The organism is Caballeronia sp. SL2Y3, assembly GCF_022879575.1.
Lineage (GTDB): Bacteria > Pseudomonadota > Gammaproteobacteria > Burkholderiales > Burkholderiaceae > Caballeronia.
This window is the reverse complement of sequence record NZ_CP084261.1, coordinates 774,579-789,748: the sequence shown is the minus strand read 5'-3', so window position 1 is coordinate 789,748 and position 15,170 is coordinate 774,579. Positions and strand designations below refer to the sequence as shown.

The 15,170-nt window shown below is 64.5% G+C and carries 14 protein-coding genes; 5 read left to right on the top strand and 9 right to left on the bottom strand.

The annotated features are described in order from the left end of the window. Positions 1-3: 3 nt before the first annotated feature. Both LDZ26_RS16930 and LDZ26_RS16925 read right to left on the bottom strand, forming a co-directional pair. Positions 4-2,403 (bottom strand): phosphoketolase, encoded by a 2,400-nt coding sequence (locus tag LDZ26_RS16930; protein WP_244849322.1) that lies wholly within the window; start codon positions 2,401-2,403, stop codon positions 4-6. Between the two features lie 211 nt (positions 2,404-2,614). After that, positions 2,615-3,913: a hypothetical protein gene (locus tag LDZ26_RS16925; RefSeq protein ID WP_244849321.1), complete on the bottom strand. Its 1,299-nt coding sequence runs from the start codon at positions 3,911-3,913 to the stop codon at positions 2,615-2,617. A 150-nt stretch (positions 3,914-4,063) separates the two neighbouring features. On the opposite strand from LDZ26_RS16925, the gene LDZ26_RS16920 reads away from it, so the two are divergent. Further along, entirely contained in the window at positions 4,064-8,506 is a 4,443-nt protein-coding gene (locus tag LDZ26_RS16920) for a DEAD/DEAH box helicase (protein ID WP_244849320.1), read from the top strand. A 10-nt stretch (positions 8,507-8,516) separates the two neighbouring features. Here the strand turns inward: LDZ26_RS16920 and LDZ26_RS16915 are convergent, their stop codons facing one another. Further along, positions 8,517-8,759, bottom strand: coding sequence for a hypothetical protein (locus LDZ26_RS16915; protein ID WP_244849319.1), 243 nt, complete (start codon positions 8,757-8,759; stop codon positions 8,517-8,519). Between the two features lie 135 nt (positions 8,760-8,894). On the opposite strand from LDZ26_RS16915, the gene LDZ26_RS25680 reads away from it, so the two are divergent. Next, positions 8,895-9,155, top strand: coding sequence for a hypothetical protein (locus LDZ26_RS25680; RefSeq protein WP_370650691.1), 261 nt, complete (start codon positions 8,895-8,897; stop codon positions 9,153-9,155). Beyond that, positions 9,152-9,676, top strand: coding sequence for a hypothetical protein (locus tag LDZ26_RS16910; protein WP_370650690.1), 525 nt, complete (start codon positions 9,152-9,154; stop codon positions 9,674-9,676). Before LDZ26_RS25680 ends, LDZ26_RS16910 begins: the two co-directional genes overlap by 4 nt. Before the next feature lie 3 nt (positions 9,677-9,679). Here LDZ26_RS16910 and LDZ26_RS16905 read toward each other — a convergent pair whose 3' ends face one another. Beyond that, the gene (locus LDZ26_RS16905; protein WP_175941815.1) at positions 9,680-10,105 is read right to left on the bottom strand and encodes a phasin family protein; all 426 of its coding nucleotides are present in this window, start codon (positions 10,103-10,105) and stop codon (positions 9,680-9,682) included. A gap of 251 nt (positions 10,106-10,356) precedes the next feature. On the opposite strand from LDZ26_RS16905, the gene LDZ26_RS16900 reads away from it, so the two are divergent. Then, complete coding sequence (locus LDZ26_RS16900; protein ID WP_244849318.1) at positions 10,357-10,548, top strand: DUF2964 family protein; 192 nt, start codon at positions 10,357-10,359, stop codon at positions 10,546-10,548. Between the two features lie 29 nt (positions 10,549-10,577). Here LDZ26_RS16900 and LDZ26_RS16895 read toward each other — a convergent pair whose 3' ends face one another. From LDZ26_RS16895 to LDZ26_RS16875, 5 genes are all read right to left on the bottom strand, one after another. Then, positions 10,578-10,952, bottom strand: a complete 375-nt coding sequence (locus LDZ26_RS16895; protein WP_244849317.1) for a DUF3564 family protein — start codon at positions 10,950-10,952, stop codon at positions 10,578-10,580. Between the two features lie 338 nt (positions 10,953-11,290). Next, positions 11,291-12,037 carry a Crp/Fnr family transcriptional regulator gene (locus tag LDZ26_RS16890; RefSeq protein ID WP_244849316.1) on the bottom strand — a complete coding sequence of 249 codons (747 nt, stop codon included), beginning with the start codon at positions 12,035-12,037 and terminating at the stop codon, positions 11,291-11,293. After that, on the bottom strand, positions 12,037-13,368 hold the full coding sequence (locus tag LDZ26_RS16885) for an ATP-binding protein (RefSeq protein ID WP_244849315.1): 1,332 nt from the start codon (positions 13,366-13,368) through the stop codon (positions 12,037-12,039). Before LDZ26_RS16885 ends, LDZ26_RS16890 begins: the two co-directional genes overlap by 1 nt. Then, on the bottom strand, positions 13,365-14,078 hold the full coding sequence (locus tag LDZ26_RS16880; RefSeq protein ID WP_244849314.1) for a response regulator: 714 nt from the start codon (positions 14,076-14,078) through the stop codon (positions 13,365-13,367). Before LDZ26_RS16880 ends, LDZ26_RS16885 begins: the two co-directional genes overlap by 4 nt. A 13-nt stretch (positions 14,079-14,091) precedes the next feature. After that, positions 14,092-14,391 (bottom strand): EF-hand domain-containing protein, encoded by a 300-nt coding sequence (locus LDZ26_RS16875; RefSeq protein WP_244850273.1) that lies wholly within the window; start codon positions 14,389-14,391, stop codon positions 14,092-14,094. A 278-nt stretch (positions 14,392-14,669) separates the two neighbouring features. Here LDZ26_RS16875 and LDZ26_RS16870 point away from each other — a divergent pair, with 278 nt between their 5' ends. Continuing rightward, the gene (locus LDZ26_RS16870; protein ID WP_244849313.1) at positions 14,670-15,020 is read left to right on the top strand and encodes a hypothetical protein; all 351 of its coding nucleotides are present in this window, start codon (positions 14,670-14,672) and stop codon (positions 15,018-15,020) included. Positions 15,021-15,170 lie beyond the last annotated feature (150 nt).

The following is a 15,170-nucleotide window of genomic DNA, read 5'->3' as shown; positions in this document are numbered from 1 at the left end:
GCATCAACCCTTCCACGTCCATTCGCGGATCTCGTCCCGATCGATACCTTCCTCATGCGCATAACGAATGCTCTCGATGATCTGATTCTTGAGCATTTCCTTGGTATGCGCCGCCGTGCTGGAAAGACCCGGCACGCGGTCGATCACGTCGATAGCGAGGCTGTAGCGATCGACGCCGTTGATGATGGCGAGTTCGAACGGCGTATTGATGTTGCCGCGTTCACGGTATCCGTGCACATGCATGTTGTCGTGGTTCGTGCGGTTATACGTGAGCTTGTGAACGAGCGACGCATACGAATGGAAGTTGAAGATCACGGGCTTGTCGCGCGTAAAGAGCGAATCGAAATCGCGATTGGACAAGCCGTGCGGATGATCGGTGTCGGGCATGAGCCTGAACAGATCCACCACATTGACGAAGCGGATCTTAAGGTCGGGGCATTGCGTCTTGAGGATTTCGACAGCGGCAAGGGCTTCCATTGTTGCGATATCGCCCGCCGATGCAACGACTACATCCGGCTCGTGGTTTTGATCGGTCGATGCCCAGTCCCATATGCCGATGCCTTTCGCGCAATGCACCATCGCGTCCTGCATGTTCAGATACTGCAAGTGCGGCTGCTTGTCCGCGACAATCACGTTCACATAGTCGTGCGAGCGCAGGCAATGGTCCGCCACGCTCAGGAGGCAATTCGCATCCGGCGGCAGATAGATACGCACGACCTCCGGGCTCTTGTTGGTGACGACGTCGAGAAAGCCGGGGTCTTGATGCGTGAAGCCGTTATGGTCCTGACGCCAGACAAGCGACGTGATGAGCAGATTGATGGACGGCACAGGCGCGCGCCACGACAACTCTTTCTTCGCTTTCTCCAGCCATTTCGCGTGCTGATTGAACATCGAATCGATGACATGCACGAACGCTTCGTACGTCGCGAAGAGGCCGTGACGGCCCGTCAATACGTACCCTTCGAACCAGCCTTCGAGCGTGTGCTCGGAAAGCATCTCCATCACGCGGCCATCGGTGGAAAGAGCGCTACCGTCGGCGTCCTCGGGCTTGAATTGCGCGAGCCAGCGTTTGCCGGATGCTTCATACACGCCGTCGAGCTTGTTGCTTGCCGTTTCATCCGGGCCGAAGAGACGAAAGCTCTGCATGTTGCGGCGGATCACATCGCGCAGGAAAGTTGCGAGCACCATCGTCGGCGATTGATAGACGCTCGCCGCGCTCTTGAATTCGAAGGCGTAGTCGCGGATATCCGGCATATCGAGTGCTTGCCGCAGCAAGCCGCCATTTGCGTGCGGATTCGCGCTGATACGCCGGCCGCCCACGGGCGCGAGTTCACGCAGGCTTTCGACAAGGCGTCCGTCTTCATCGAAGAGTTCTTCCGGCTTGTAGCTTCGCATCCAGTCTTCGAGCACGGCAAGACTCTTGTAGTTCGTCGCCGGATCGAGCACGGGCACCTGATGCGAACGCCAGAAGCCTTCTACCTTGTGACCATTCACTTCCTTCGGACCTGTCCAGCCTTTCGGCGAGCGCAGCACGATCATCGGCCAGCGGGGACGCGTCACATCGGCAGGGTTCTCGCGAGCGCGTTGCTGTATCGCGCGAATGTCGCCGATGCAGCGTTCCAGTGTCGCGGCCATCAACTGATGCATCGTCTCAGGGTCATCGCCTTCGACGAAATACGGCGCGTAGCCATAGCCCTTGAACAACGCTTCGAGTTCGTCGTGCGGAATACGCGCGAGGATGGTCGGATTGGCGATCTTGTAGCCGTTCAGATGGAGAATCGGCAGCACCGCACCGTCGGTCGCTGGATTGAGAAACTTGTTCGAATGCCACGAGGTCGCGAGCGGGCCGGTTTCCGCTTCGCCATCGCCCACCATCGTCGCAACGATCAGGTCGGGGTTATCGAATGCCGCGCCGAAGGAATGCGACAGGCTGTAGCCGAGTTCGCCGCCTTCGTGAATGGAACCTGGCGTCTCCGGCGTGCAATGTGAGCCGATGCCGCCTGGCGACGAGAACGCGCGAAAGAGCCGCAACATGCCGCGCTCGTCAGGGCTTCGATCCGGATAGATCTCCGAGTAATGTCCTTCGAGATATGAGTTCGCGAGCGTTGCGGGCGCACCGTGGCCGGGCCCGGAAACGAACATGACGTTCAGATCGTCGCGTTTGATGAGGCGGTTCAGATGCACCCACACGAACGATTGGCCCGGGTCCGAGCCCCAATGGCCGAGCAGACGTCGCTTGATGTGCTCAGGCTTGAGGGGTTCGCGCAGCAACGGATTGGCGCGCAGGTAGATCATGCCGACCGAGAGGTAATTGCAGGCGCGCCAATAGGCGTCGATATTACGCAGCAGGTCGGGAGCGAGAGGGGTGTTCGTCGCGGTCTTGCCTTGGACGTCGTCGTTCAATTGCTTCTCCTTGCGGTGAAAGTTCGGGTCGAGCGTCGGCTTGCGGCTTGATGCGAGTGATTCGGCTGTGTCGGAGTCCTGTGATGGAAGGCGGTAGGTTTCAGGGGCGCATCGGTCGCGCGCCCCTGAGATGCGAGACGAATGTGAAGGCGTCGCGCAACATCATACTTGTGTTCTCGCGACGGAGTTTTGACAGAACCGCAGGCGCGGCTCAATACATGGCGGACTGCGCCAGATCGTAATCCATCAGCAAGGCTTTATTGTCTTCCCATACGCCGATGTAATGCACCATGAAGCTGTCGGGACGCCGGTAGATCCACGGCGTATTCCAATCGATGAACGACGCGATGCGCGTTGCGTCGAAGTCCGCATGACCTTCGTATTCGCGGATGAAGAAGTATTGATCGCCCCTATTCACATAGACGCTCGATTTGTCATCCAGTTGCGAGCACTCGTGCAGGATGTGATGAAACGCATCGTAGTTCGCTTGCGTGCGGCGAAAGCCCATGATGCCGGAGTTGAACGTCCAGGTGCCGACGTCGCGGGCGAATACCGCGTCCTGTCCCTGCATGATGGATTCGAGCGTGCGATTCATGTCGTTGAATAGCACGTCGGCATCGACCCAGAAGACCCATTCGTGATGCGGCAGATATTCGCGCAAGAGAGCCGGCTTGAGCCAGTTGCCCGCTGTCTTGCCGTCGTTCAGATGCGCGGGAATCTCGCGGTGAACATACAGCGTATAGCCATGACGCGCGCAATAGCGCCTGAAATTAGCCTCTGCAATGCGCCCGTAACGAGCGACATTCGGCGTATAGAGCGTGACCACGGCAATCGGCTGGCCGGGCTGATAAACGCTTTGTGCGCCAGTTTCGTCCGCTTCTGCGGCCAAGAAAGACAGGAACGGCAGGCCCCGCGCCATGCATGCATTGATATGCGCGAACAGCGCCGTGCGAAACCGCCGATGCTGCGGCTCTTCGCGGATGCATAGCGAGAACGCAGGCCATGTCGCCCACACGCTTTGAAGCGACGCCGCAGCGGGCAAGGTCACATAGACTTCGCCGATCATGCTGCGAGCGGGCAGTGCCTCGAATTCACACAGCAGCATGCCTTCTTCCGCGGGAAGCTCGACGCTGAACCGGCAGCTCGTGACGAGCTTATACAGCTTGCGGCGAACGTCGTCGGTGTTGCGCCATACCTGAACATCGGTCTGCGGATGCGGCGAGTCCTCGCAGGTGAGAAGCCAGTCGCGGCCTTGGAGCAACTCGGCCAACGGCATCGCGCCGATGATCGCGGCGTTCTGCGTCAACAGCATTATGATGGCGCCGGGCTCGGCTTTGTTCAGCCAGTGCAGCAGTGTTTCGTACTTGAACATCCAGAGCGCATGCGCGGTGCTGCCGGACAGTTCCGACAGGTCGATTTCAACATGCCGGTAACCGTGCATGCGGGCATACCGGCGATGATTGGCGAGCGCGCCGGGCGCGTGGTCGGAAAGCAGGCTGATGACGATCATGAATGCAATATGCAAATGGAGGGGAAGCGGCGGGAGCGCGCCGGGACGGCCGTAGGATGGCCGCAATCAACGCCCGGTCGCATGGGATCTGTCCGAAAACGGCATGCGGAATGCAAAACGCGGTTTCGCAACCACCCCTAGAATGTCTGGATGACCACGGACTCCACATCGCCCGACGACGCCCTCGCGGGCTTTCATCCCGCTGTCGTCAACTGGTTCCGCGCGCACTTCGCAGCGCCGACCGCCGCGCAGGCGCGCGCGTGGCCGCTTATTCATGCGCGCCGCTCCACGCTCGTCGCGGCCCCCACCGGTTCGGGCAAGACGCTCACCGCCTTCCTCGCCGCACTCGATGAGCTCGTGCGGGACGGCATCGCGGGCGGCGGCGTTTTGCCCGACGAGACGCGCGTCGTCTATGTCTCGCCGCTGAAGGCACTATCGAACGACATCCGCGTGAATCTCGAAGAGCCGCTTGCGGGCATTGCGCGCGAGTTGCGCGAGATGGGCGCAGCGGCGCCGGAGATCCGCGCCGCCGTGCGCACCGGCGACACCACGCAGCAGGAGCGCAACGCGGTGAAGAAGCGTCCGCCGCATATCCTCGTGACGACGCCGGAATCGCTCTACGTGCTGCTTTCGTCCGACTCGGGCCGCGGTATGTTGTCGACCACGCGCACCGTGATTGTCGACGAAATACACGCGGTCGCGGGCGGCAAACGCGGATCGCACCTGAGCCTCAGCCTCGAGCGGCTCGACGCGCTGTGCGAGGAGCGCGGCGCGGCGCCGCCCGTTCGCGTCGGGCTCTCGGCGACTCAAAAGCCCATCGAGCTCGTCGCGAAGTTTCTCGCGGGGGAAGGCCGTTCCTGCGAGATCGTCGACGTGGGGCACGCGCGCGCCCGCGATCTTGCGCTCGAACTGCCGCCGATGCCGCTCGAAGCGATCATGTCCAACGACATGTGGGAGCGCGTCTACGACCGGCTCGCGGAACTGTCGGCGCAGCATCGTACGACGCTCGTCTTCGTGAATACGCGGCGCATGGCCGAGCGCGCCGCGCGGCATCTGACGGACCGGCTCGGCAAGGAGGCCGTCGCGGCGCATCACGGCAGCCTGGCGCGAGAGCATCGGCTCGACGCGGAACAGCGTCTAAAGCGCGGCGAGTTGCGCGTGCTGATCGCCACCGCTTCGCTGGAACTGGGCATCGACATTGGCGATGTGGATCTTGTATGCCAAATCGGCTCGCCCGGTTCCATCGGCGCATTTCTGCAGCGCGTCGGGCGTTCGGGCCACCATGTCGGCGGCGTGCCGAAAGGCCGGCTTTTTCCGACTTCGCGTGATGACCTTATCGAATGCGCCGCGCTCGTCGACTGCGTGCGGCGCGGCGAACTCGACGCCCTCACGGTTCCGCGCGCGCCGCTCGACGTGCTCGCGCAGCAGATCACCGCCGAGGTCGCGTGCCGCGAGTGGGGCGAGGATGCGCTGTTCGAGCGTATCCGCCGCGCGTATCCGTACGCGACGCTGGACCGCTCGCACTACGACGCCGTACTGCGCACGCTCGCCGAAGGCTACACGGGCCGTCAGGGCGTGCGTGCCGCTTACGTGCACCGCGATGCGGTTAGCCGCACGCTGCGCGCCCGGCGCGGTGGCAAGCTCACCGCCGTGACGTCGGGCGGGGCGATTCCAGACAACGCCGATTTCGCCGTGTTGCTCGAGCCGCAAGGCTTGCAGGTCGGCACGGTCAACGAGGACTTCGCCGTCGAAAGCCTTGCCGGCGACATCTTCCAGCTCGGCAATACGTCGTACCGCATCTTGCGCGTGGAAGGCGGGCGCGTGCGAGTCGAGAATGCCAACGGCCAGCCGCCGAACATTCCGTTCTGGCTGGGCGAAGCGCCGGGCCGCAGCGATGAGCTTTCGTTCGCGATCTCGCGATTGCGCGCGGACATCGATGCACGCCTCGCATCGGGCGATGGCGCGCGGCCGGTCTCTTGCATGATGGATGCTGCATGCAAGATGCAAGATGCCGAAACGCGCGTCGATGCCACGGTCCACTGGCTTGCCGACGAAACAGGCATCGGCACGGAAGCGGCGCGGCAGATCGTCGAGTATCTGGCCCGCTCCCGCGCGGCGCTCTCCGTTCTGCCGACGCAGGACACGCTCGTCATGGAGCGGTTCTTCGATGAATCCGGTGGCACGCAACTCGTCATTCACGCGCCGTTCGGCAGCCGCGTGAATCGCGCGTGGGGACTCGCGCTGCGCAAGCGGTTCTGCCGCACGTTCAACTTCGAGCTTCAGGCGGCGGCGACCGAAGACGCGATCGTGCTGTCGCTCACCGGCAGCCATAGCTTCGTGCTCGACGACGTCTGGCGCTATCTGAAGTCGGCCACCGCCGAGCATGTGCTGATTCAGGCGCTGCTCGACGCGCCGCTCTTCGGCGTGCGCTGGCGGTGGAACGCGACCAACGCGCTCGCGCTGCCGCGTTACGCGGGCGGGCGCAAGGTCGCGCCGCAATTGCAGCGCATGAAGAGCGAAGATCTCCTCGCGGCCGTGTTCCCGGATCAGGTCGCGTGCGCGGAGAACCTCGTCGGCGAGCGCGACGTGCCGGCGCATCCGCTCGTCCAGCAGACCATCGACGATTGTATGCACGATGCAATGGACAGCGACGCGTGGCTTGCGCTCTTGCGGCGCATCGAGGCGGGCGACGTGCGGCTCGTCACGCGCGACTTGCCTGCGCCATCGCCGCTCGCCGCCGAGATATTGTCGGCGCGGCCGTATGCCTTCCTCGACGACGCCCCGCTCGAAGAACGCCGCACGCAGGCGGTGCTCGCGCGTCGCTGGACCGATCCGCAATCGACGGACGACCTCGGCGCGCTCGATGCCGACGCCATCGCAAGCGTGCGCGCGGAAGCGTGGCCCACGGTGACGAGCGCCGACGAAATGCACGAGGCGCTGACGAGCCTAGCGGGAGTGACGGACGCCGAAGCCGCCGCGAGCGACGGCTGGCCTGCATGGCTCGACGCGCTGGCCCGCGCCGGCCGTGCGACGCGCCTGCAGATCGCCGAGCACGACGGCCTGTGGACGCCCGTCGAGCGCCTCTCGCTGCTGCGCGCGGTCTACGAACACGCGCCGATGCACCCGCGCCTCACGCCGCCGCCCGGCTTCGACGCGGAGTGGAACCCCGACGACGCGCTCGTGGAAATCGTGCGCGCGCGGCTGTCGGGCTTCGGTCCGCTGACCTTGGCGGAGATCGCGCGGCCGCTGGCGCTGCCGGCGTCGTCGGTTGCGGTCGCGCTGACGCGCCTCGAATCTGAGGGCTACGTGATGCGCGGCCATTTCACGCCGAACGCATCCGGCGCATCGGGCGCATCCGGCGTCGATGAACAGTGGTGCGAGCGCCATCTGCTTGCGCGCATTCATCGCTATACGGTGCGGCGGCTGCGTCGCGAGATCGAGCCGGTCGAGCGGCAGGACTTCATGCGCTTCCTGTTCGAGTGGCAGCGCGTCGCGCCCGATGCGCGTGGCGAGGGTCGCGACGCGTTGCTCGCCGTCCTCGAACAGCTCGAGGGCTTCGAGGCGCCCGCCGTCGCGTGGGAGGAGGAGATTCTGCCCGCGCGCATCGCGGATTATTCCGGCATCTGGCTCGACGAAATCTGCCGCGCCGGGAAGATCACGTGGTCGCGTCCGGCGGGACGCATGCGCGCTGCGGGCGGTCCCGTGCGCGGCACGCCGATCGTGCTGCTGCCGCGACGCGCCCTCGCGGCGTGGAATGCGCTGATGCGCCCGGACGAAGCGCCCGCGCTGTCGTCGCGTGCCGGACGCGTCTTCGATGCACTGTCGGCGCACGGCGCGATGTTCTTCGACGAACTGCTCGCCGAAACGCGCATGCTGCGCACCGAACTGGAGGACGCGCTCGGCGAACTCGTCGCGCTCGGCCTCGTGAACGCCGACAGCTTCGCGGGCCTGCGCGCGCTGCTCACGCCGGCCGCCAAGCGCAACGCGATATCGCGGCGCACGCGCAGGCCGGGCGGCGGGCTTTTCATCGGCGGAATGGACGATGCAGGCCGCTGGGCGCTGCTGCATCGCGCAAGCCCCGATCATGACGGCAGCGATGCCGAGCACGTCGCGCTAACCTTGCTTCGGCGCTACGGCGTCGTGTTCTGGCGGCTGCTCGAACGCGAGGCGCAATGGCTGCCGCCATGGCGCGACCTGCTGCGCGTCTATCACCGGCTGGAGGCGCGCGGCGAGATACGCGGCGGGCGTTTCGTGGCGGGACTCGCGGGCGAGCAGTTCGCGCTGCCCGAGGCCGTTCCGCTTTTGCGCGAGATGCGCAGGCGGCCGAAGGAGGGCGCATTCGTCGCGTTGAGCGCGGTCGATCCGCTGAACCTCGCCGGAACGCTCCTTCCCGGCGACAAAGTGCCGGCGCTGGCGGGCAACCGCGTGCTCTACCTGGATGGCGTGCCGGTCGGCGCGGTGATCGCGGGCAAGACGCATGTTTTCGGCGATGCCGACGCGCCAATGCGCGAGCGCGTGCGTCTTGCCCTCGTCAAACGAAGCGTGCGGTCGTTGGGCACGTCGTCCGCGCGTCAGATGGCGGTTCCTGACTGATCGCTCTGAATCACTCCGATACCAGCTTGTGAACGAACGGTCCCGGCTGCTGCACGGGCACGTCTTTCACCGGGACGCCGGAGTAATCGACCACGCGCTGCGGGTTTGCATGCAGAATGCGAAATGACGAACGCATGCGCTCGCGCGAGCCACCGGCGATGCTGGCCATCGCTTGCCGGTCAAGCTCGACGCTGTCGGCGAGGTCACTGATCTTGATGACAGCGCTTGATGACAGCGAAGGCGAGCCCGGCACCGCGTTCGAGCCGGCCGTGACGAAACGAGAATGCGCGCGGCGCCGGACTTTCCGCCTCCGTTGCCGCCGCGCGTGACCACCACGCCGGGCACGGGCAGCGACCCGAGCGCCGCGACATCGGGCTAGGCGACGCAAGTGCTCGCGGACACGGACCAAGTGAAGGGCGTCGGGGACACGCTCGATAATCGCTTCGCGCTCGAAGAGTGCCTCGGCATAGGCGGGATGGGCACCGTCTATAAGGCGCTCGATCTGCGCAAGCTGGAGGCATCGGGCAGGCGGCCGTATGTCGCCATCAAGGTGCTGAACCTGCAGTTTCGCGGCAACCCGAAGTCGCTGATCGCGCTGCAACGCGAGCCCGCAAGCCGCAGCAGCTCGCGCACCGCAATATCGTCATGATGTACGACTTCGACCGCGACAGCGCCATCGTCTATCTGAGGATGGAGTACCAGTTCGGTCAACTGCTGTCTAGGATGCTTCGGACGACGAACTATAAACGCATGCCGTTTTCGCAAGTCTCCAAACCGCCAATCGGGCCGGCCCGCCTCCGTGCATACGCGGGCCAACCAGACGCGGCTGACCGAAGGCGATCCACTGATCGTCGAGCTGATGACGCCCAGCTTCGATTCGTACGTGAATGTCGATTACTTCATGCTCGACGGCAGCGTCGTGCATCTGCTGCCGAACGCGCATGCTCGCGACAACCAGGCGCCGCCCGGCTATACCGCGACGCTCGGCAGCATGGGCGAACTCACGGTCGCGCCCCCGCGCCGCTCTTCGACGCCCCGCGCCCCGACAGCGAGGCGAAGCCCGAGTATCTGCGCGCGGTCGACAAGCGGCTCGCCGCGCTCGCGGCCCGCTACGGTCGCGAGCGCGTGGCCGTCGATATCGTTCAGATCACGACGCAGCCGAAGAAGTGAGCGTCAGCTTTGCGGCTTCTCGACCGCAGCCTTCAGTTCCTGCAACGCTTCCTCCATGCGCTTGCTCACGAGCGCGTAGGCTTCGGCCTGCGTCTGCTGCGTGGTGCGCGCGATGTCCTGCATGTCGGCGAGCGCGTTGTGCAGCGCGCGCTGCACGACCTCGTTCGCATTGAACGGCGGCTTGCCCGACGACGACGCGATCTGCTTCGCGATGGACTCCAGATCGCCCAGCGTGCGGCGCAGTATTTCGAGCTGCTTGTCGCGCAACGCTTCGATACCGCCGAACGCGACGCGATTGGTCGCCGCGAGCGCCTCGACGTCCTTGCGCCGCGATTCCATGATGGCGGTGACGTCGAACCCAGGTAGCTGGTACTGCTGGAACATGGCGGCAAACTGGCTGAACGGATCGCTGAATTTTGATTGATTCATCTTGCCTCCCAGGTTCATTCGGACAAGCGCGGGCGCGATTCAATGACCGTCGCCTTCACGCGGCAGCGCGCCGTTTGCCGCCGTTTTCATACGAGCGGCCGGCTCCTGATACTACCAATATACGTGTCCGAAATGGGGCAAGGGAAAACACCAGATCGCGCAACGGGCGACTTGATTCAAGTCAAATGCGGTTCGCTGCAAACGACCATCATAAGAATGAAGAAGCCGCACGAGGCGGCATGGAGAAAACGATGGTCAAAGCCGAAGCGCGTATCGTCGCGGCGGCGATCGCGGTTTTCGTGGCGCTCGCGGGCATCATGGTCGCGTTGCACGGCCTTGTCTTCGACAGGCAGGCCGTGCTGGATTACGGCGCGCTCGCGGTTCTGATCGGCGTCACGTCGTTCGCGGTCCTCTTGATGCCGATGCCCGAAGACCACGCCTGACGCTTCTGGCGAACCGCGCGCGCGCCGCGTCAGAAGTATTCGTCGTCTGCGAATACGCTGTGCTCGGCCTTGATTTGCGCGCGATCGACGCACTGCACATGCCATCGGCCGACGCGCGGGTTCGGCGCGCCCTCGGCAAACCACAGCACGCGCCCCGCGACGCCTTCGGGCGGGCCGCCGGGCGCTTCGACATCGAGTTCTTCCAGCTTGCAGACGGGCTGCTGCGCATGCGGATGGCAGATCAACGTGCCGTCCGCCGCCGAACCGAGCCCGCCCCAGTCCGGCACATCCACCGACTGATGGCCTTCGCGCGACCAGCGGCGGGTTTCCTTGTCGAGCCACAGGATGGCGTAGGCGGCGGGTGGCGCGCCCTCGAAACCATCGAGCTTGACGGTAATACGCATGCCATCCTCCATGAAACGAGTTTCGACGGGACGGACGCTGACTGCGTTAGCGGCGTGTTGTGGGTTGCGTCGCTGGAGCTTCGAATCCGGTTCGACTATGCGCGAGACGTTGGGTTCACGAGCGATGAGAAGGAAAAGCAAGTCCGGTGCCGATGTCGTGACATATCGCGCGCGTGCTTCAAGCATAGTCCTGGCCGTTGACGTTTTGACGACAACCGTCATCATCGCGTGGATATGGCTTGCAGACGAGCGCCAGACGAGTGCGCCGTGCACCACTGCGTCCGGTTTGCGCCTGGAATCGGGCTTTCGCGAAAGATAGACGGCAGAACGAACGATCGTCAGACGTGTGCTAGTCGCGCCCGGTCGACAATATGCAAGCGCCGCCCGGTGAGTTCGATGGCGCGCTCGCGTTGCAGCTTCGACAACGCGCGGCTCACCGTTTCAAGTTCCAGTCCGAGATGGCTCGCTATATCGGCGCGCGTCATGGGCAACAGCATGTCGGCGCAATCGTCCGGAGCGAGCCGTGACGATAAATCGAGCAAAAATGCGCCGACGCGTTCGCGCGCGGGCAGGGTGCCGAGCATTAGCGCGAGCCGTGCGGCGCGCACGATCTCCACGCTCATGATGGCGAGCAGCGCGTGCTGCATCCGCGCATATTCGCGGCACAACGGTTCTAGAATGCCGACCGGCATGATGCGCACGACGCTGTCTTCCAGCGCCACAGCATCGCTCTGATGACATCCGGTGCAAATGCCATCGAGCCCGAGCGTTTCGTCTGCCAAATGAAAAGCGGTGACCTGCGTCCGCGGGGCGGTGTCGTCGGCGGCGGCGAGGCAGACGGCGACGCTTTTGAAGCTGCCGGACTGCACCGTATAGAGGCTCCGAAGCGGCTCGGCGGCGCAGTAGAGCGCATCGCCGCGAACGACGGAACGAGTCGGAAACGCGATGCCGTCGGTCTCGTCGAAGTGAACGTGCAGGGCGGCGGGCCGACGCGCGTTGTCGGAATCGGTGGCGATGGCCATGCCCGTTCTCCTGCAGGTTCCACGCTTCCAGTATGGTCTACGCCGCGCGTAACGGAAATGCATCAATTGGCAACGGCATTCGCCAGCGGCAAGACGAGCCGCGCCTGTGCGCCGCCGCCTTCGCGCGGACGCAGTTCGAGCGTGCCGCCGTGCAGCCGCGCGATGCGCTCCACAATGGCGAGCCCGAGGCCCGTGCCCTTTGGCTGGCCTTCGCCGCCGCCGCGCTTGAAAGGCTGCTTGAGCGATTCTGCGTCGTGCGCGCCGAGTCCCTTGCCGCGATCCTCGACGACGATGCAGACGTTGCGTCTGTCTTCGTCCATCCATGTGCGCACGCCCAGCCCGACGACGCCATACAGCACCGCGTTTTGCATCAGATTCATCAGCATGCGCATCATGCCGATGGGGCGGAACGCGAACGGCGGTATGTCCCCGAGCGACAGCGCGAACTCGTGGCCGAGGCCTGCGAAATCCGCGGCGAGGTTCGCGACCAGCGCATTGATGTCGCCGACCACCGGCGATTCTTTCGCGCCGCTGCCCGCGTAGTCCATGAACTGCTGGAGGATCGTGTCAATCTGGTCGAGATAGCCTTCCGCCGATGCCGCGAACGATGCGTCCACCGACGGCACCGAGGACATCGCCATGGCGAGGCGCAGCTTGGTCATCGGCGTGCGGATGTCGTGCGAGATGCCGGCGAGCATCAGCGCGCGCGTGGCTTCGGCTTCGGCGAGCGCCGCTGTCATGCGATTGAACGCGGCGCTCACTTGCGCGATTTCGGTCGGGCCGTCGGTCGGCAACACGCCCGGCTCGCCGCCTGCGGACAGGCGCCGCGCGGCATCGGCGAGATCGGCGAGGGGGCGGTTCAGGTGGCGTTGAATCGCGTACGCCGTCGCGATGGCGAGCGTGCCGAGCCCGAGCGACAGCAAGAGCGTCGTGGTCAGCCCGTCGTCATGCGCGGCTTCCGGCACGGGAAGCGCGATCCAGCGCGGCTCGCCTGCGAGATGCACGCGAATCCACAAGCGCTGCTGCGCATCGGCGGAAGTCTCGGCGCTTTGCCAGCGCACGAGAATGTCAGCGGGCAGATGACGACGCAGGCTTTCGACGAACGTATCGCGCTGATACGTCCGATAAAAGCGCAGCCACGAGCGGGGCGGCTCCGTGTTCGCGCTCGATGGCAAATCCGCGCGGGCGTCGAGACGCGTCGTGCCGGCGGGCATGTCGCGCAGCACCGTGTCGAGCGTCTCGATGTAACTGGCGAACGTCGCGGCGGCCCGCTCGATGCGCGGCGTCTGGATGAAGTGCAAGAGCACGGCGAGCGCGCAGACCTGACTCACCGCGACGAGCGCGACCAGCAGCAGCACGTTGCGCGCGAAAAGCGAGCGCGGCGCGAGGCTCACGGCTCGATATCCGCGAGCAGCATGTAGCCTACGCCCCACACGGTCTTGATGAAGCGCGGCTTGGCCGGGTCGTCCTCGATCAGCTGACGCAGGCGCAGCACCTGCACGTCGATGCTGCGATCGAGCGCGTCGTGCTCACGGCCGCGCGTTCGGGCGATGAGATTATCGCGGCTCACCGCGCGATTCGGCGACGATCCGAGCGCGTTGAGCAACTGCATCTGCGCCGAGTGCATCTCGAACGGCTCGCCGCCGCGAAACAGGCGTTGCTTGCCGAGATCCAGCCGGAAGTCGCCGAAGCGGATGACTTGCGTGGTCAGCGTCGGATCGCCTGCTGCGATTTTCTGCCGGCGCAGCAGCGCGCGCACGCGGGCGACGAGTTCTTGCGGCAGGAACGGCTTGGCCAGATAGTCGTCCGCGCCGGTTTCGAGCCCGACCACTTTGTCGACCGGATCGCCCTTCGCGGTGAGCATGAGAATGGGCAGCGTATGGCCTTCGGCGCGCAAGCGGCGGCACACGGAGAGGCCGTCTTCCGGTTCCATCATCCAGTCGAGCACGAGCAGGTCGTACGGTTCGCGCTGAAGATAACGGTCGAGGCGCTTGCCGTTTTCCACGACGCGCACAGCGAAGCCTTGCGACGTGAGAAACCGCTGAAGCATGTTGCGCAGTTCCGCTTCGTCATCGAGCACGATGATCTTCGGCGCGGTTTCCATGACGTGGCCCCGGTCAGCGCTGCGCGGCGTGCTCGCGCATGAAGGCTTCGATCTGCGGCAGCGTCACGTAGCCGATTTTCTGCGTGTCGATCTCGTCGAAGTGCTTGGCGACCATCGGCATGCCGGTGGATGCCTGATCGCGCGTGAGCTTGCCGTCGTGCGTGACGTTCGCTTGCGCGAAGCGCGTTTGCAGCATCTGCATGCCGCGTTCGACGCGCGGGGAGACGCCCATCGGCTGCGTCGCGGTCTGCGCGAACGCGGGAGCGGAAAGAAGGGCTAGGCATGTGGCCAATGAGGCAATTGAAGCGGCAATCTTCTGCACGACGTTCTCCTTCTCGAGATGCAAAGCGAAGTAATCGGTGACAGAGATTTTTATTGAGGCGCGCATCGAAGGCAATGACAGCGGCGCTACGAATCATGTCGAGATATTTCGTGGTCCACAGTCATTCACCGCGCCGACATGCGGCGACACAAGTTGCCGCTAACGCTTTCGTTTCTCCTTTGGCTATCGTTCGTCGGGTCGCGCCTTTAGCGATTCAACTCAGCGATTCAACTCAGCGATTCAAACCATCGATACGAAAGGACATCACGATGAACATCCGTCTGCTCAGTCTTTCCGCCGCCGCCGCTTTCACGTTGACCTGCACGCAGAGCGCGTCGGCGGGAACGGCCGTTCAGGTCTCCTATGTCGCGCCGGCCGTGGTCTATGCGCCGCCGCCGCGTCCGGTCTACTACTACGCGCCGCCCGCGCCGCCTTACTACTATGTGCCCGCACGTACGGTCGTCGCGGTGCCCGTTGTGCCCGTCATGCCGCCGGTTGCAGTGGTCGCGCCGCCGCCCCCGCCGCCCGTGCGCGTGTACGCGCCCGCCCGTGCGCGTCATGTATGCGCAGCCGGTCATGGCCGCGCCGATGGTCGTCGTGCGTTGAGCGCGATGCACTGAGCATAGTGCATTTCGCCGACGCCATGCGAACGCGCGGACGCGGGACCGATGCTTGCGCTCAAGCCTGCGATGACGCATCCACGGCTTCTATACTGAATGGACCACGCTGGCGCATTATGTTCGTCGCGTGGCAATCGTCAGAAGGAGGGC

Bases quoted from the DNA above. Each gene is read 5' to 3' on its own strand.
- LDZ26_RS16925 (WP_244849321.1), bottom strand. From the start codon at position 3,913: ATGATCGTCATCAGCCTGCTTTCCGACCACGCGCCCGGCGCGCTCGCC.
- LDZ26_RS16920 (WP_244849320.1), top strand. From the start codon at position 4,064: ATGACCACGGACTCCACATCGCCCGACGACGCCCTCGCGGGCTTTCAT.
- LDZ26_RS16910 (WP_370650690.1), top strand. From the start codon at position 9,152: ATGATGTACGACTTCGACCGCGACAGCGCCATCGTCTATCTGAGGATG.
- LDZ26_RS16905 (WP_175941815.1), bottom strand. From the start codon at position 10,105: ATGAATCAATCAAAATTCAGCGATCCGTTCAGCCAGTTTGCCGCCATG.
- LDZ26_RS16900 (WP_244849318.1), top strand. From the start codon at position 10,357: ATGGTCAAAGCCGAAGCGCGTATCGTCGCGGCGGCGATCGCGGTTTTC.
- LDZ26_RS16895 (WP_244849317.1), bottom strand. From the start codon at position 10,952: ATGCGTATTACCGTCAAGCTCGATGGTTTCGAGGGCGCGCCACCCGCC.
- LDZ26_RS16890 (WP_244849316.1), bottom strand. From the start codon at position 12,037: ATGCATTTCCGTTACGCGCGGCGTAGACCATACTGGAAGCGTGGAACC.
- LDZ26_RS16880 (WP_244849314.1), bottom strand. From the start codon at position 14,078: ATGGAAACCGCGCCGAAGATCATCGTGCTCGATGACGAAGCGGAACTG.
- LDZ26_RS16870 (WP_244849313.1), top strand. From the start codon at position 14,670: ATGAACATCCGTCTGCTCAGTCTTTCCGCCGCCGCCGCTTTCACGTTG.